This window comes from Candidatus Atribacteria bacterium, assembly GCA_011056645.1.
GTDB lineage: Bacteria > Atribacterota > Phoenicimicrobiia > Phoenicimicrobiales > Phoenicimicrobiaceae > Sediminicultor > Sediminicultor quartus.
In genome coordinates, this window is record DSEL01000176.1 from 1 (window position 1) to 2,451 (window position 2,451).

Genomic DNA, 2,451 nt, shown 5'->3' on the forward strand with positions numbered 1-2,451 from the left:
ATCAGAGATAATATTAGAACTATCACTTTGATAACCGACCCCAGAATATTTAATATTTTCAACTTCTAAGATTTTTATCACTAATATTGGCCAAGTCGAAACTTTTGATCCTGGATGTTCAACCAGATCCTTGTTCCAAAATGAATCCCACCGGAGGACGAAGGTCAGAGAATTTTCCAATGGAGAATTTATAATCATTGTAATCCAATATGAATCGTGTAGAGTAATCTTCTTAGTAAATTCTTCAGGATTCAATTTCCAAGATTTATCCCATGGAAAATTATCTTCAAGAATTTTCAGAGGTAACCAGGTTAAATTAATTTTTTCTTCTCCAATTATTTTATTGAAAGCATAACGATTTCTATATTAACAAAAGTAACCCTAACTATTTAAAAAACTGCCTTTTTTATGCAAATTCTTTTTATCTAACTAAAAAGAAAGGAATTTTTATGACTAAAAAATTTCAAGCTTTGCAAATCAAAAGGCAGTTTATATCGGATAAAATTATCATCGGCATTGACCCGGCCAAAAACAAACACCAGGCCGCCATTATAAATCACTATGGCCTGCCTATCACAAATTCTTTTACTTTTGCCAATAGTAAACAGGGTTATTTAAAACTCTTAAAAAAAGTAAGACAGCAAACAGAAAAAAGCAATAATAAAAATATTGTTTTCTCCATTGAGACATCTTGTAATCTTTGGTGCACCTTAAGCTATTTTCTAAAATCATCCGGATATGATGTTTTACTGGTCAGCCCTTTAACCACTAAAAATTCTCGCCCCATGCTTAATCATGATTTTTCACGCACGGATCCTAAAGATGCCCTTATAATAGCCGGCAGCGCCAGGGATGGATATTTTGATTTTTACCGGGATTACAGCAGTGATATAAAGGCTATGCATAATTTAAGTATTGCCTATGATAAACTGCGCAAGAATTATGTTCAGCAGCGCAACAGGATACATTCATTAATGGACCGGGTATTTCCTGAATTTTATAAAGTATTAAACCTGGATACACGTACCGGACAGTACCTTTTAGGTAAGTATTTTCTGCCATCAGATTTTATAAATATGGACGTCGATGAAGAAACGAAAACCATAGAAAAAATATCCCATAAAAATCATGGCAGAGAAATACTTGAGCATTTAAAAGAACTGGCAGCGGAAAGCATCGGCATCCCTATGGAAGAAAACGAAGCTTTGGCCGAGCGTTTAATATTAAATACCTGGCTGGCCATGCTTGTTACCATAGAAGAGAAAATGAAACAAATTATCAGTGAAATAATCAACATAGCCAAACAGACGCCCTATTTTAAGATTATTACCTCCCTCAGGGGTATATCCGATAATTTAGCTGCTCTGTTTATTGCCGAGATGCGTGATTTAAGTTTATATAAACACTATAAACAGATAGAAAAATATGCCGGCTATAACCTGCGACAATCACAATCGGGCAACTATGTTGGCCCCAGGCATATCAATCACATCGGCAACAGACGTTTATCGTGGATACTATACAGAATGACCGAGGAAACGGTAAAATATGTACCGGAAGTAAGAGTCAAGTTTGTAAAGCGTCAGTTGCACAGGTGCAGCTATCGTAAAAATATCATTGCTTCATCGGGTAATCTGCTGAGATTAATCATGTCCATGGTAAAAGATAAACGATGTTACGAATATCTGGATAACGGTTGTTTTGAGCGATTGCATGAATTAGAGAAAAAGTATAAACGAATGGTTGAGTTAAAAAAACGCCGTTTTGAAAAAGTGGCTTAGTTCTTTGTCATAGCATAACAGATCAGGTAATAAATCCTGTGATGGTATCATTTAAAACAAGGTCGGAGTGGCTCGCCGTTTAGCATCATTGAAGGTCCTGTTCCAAGAATAGAACGCTTCGTCTAACTGACTTGTGAGCTGTCTCCGTCCTTTTTGCACCGAATAAGAAAATTTATTTTAGCGTAATAGATAAAACGCTATAAACGTAAGTAAGGTTGGGTAAAAGGACTATATTAAGGGGACCTTCATTCCGGCTATTAAATGAAACCAACAGGATACGTACGTCCTGATCAGCGGGATATAGTATTAAAAAATGGTTAAAAAGGCAGAAATTTAACAAAATAGTATTGAGAATTTATTTAATAATACTTGATTTACAGCAAGTAGGCTGAGCTAAGCGGCGCGGCATTCACTTGATAAACTACAAAACTTTTCGTGGATCACAACGCGTGATCGCGTCCGCTTGAGCGATTGGTTGGACGAAGCCGCATTCGCGGAGAAAAAGCTTACTCTTATCCCGCGATTTTAATCAGCCCTTATTTATTACACTTATCCTTAAATTGTCTTCCCAATCATTCACTAAAACAAGGAGCAATTTAATGGATACCAAGACAAGATTCCAAACTTATTACGACCAGCACTGCAAACATCTTAAACTAATGGGCCTGCG

1 protein-coding gene is annotated in these 2,451 nt (G+C 36.2%); it reads left to right on the forward strand.

Annotated elements, in window-relative coordinates; translation table 11 throughout:
- The first annotated feature begins 449 nt into the window (after positions 1-449).
- Positions 450-1,781 carry an IS110 family transposase gene (locus tag ENO17_07610; protein HER24896.1) on the forward strand — a complete coding sequence of 444 codons (1,332 nt, stop codon included), beginning with the start codon at positions 450-452 and terminating at the stop codon, positions 1,779-1,781.
- The last annotated feature ends 670 nt before the right edge of the window (positions 1,782-2,451 follow it).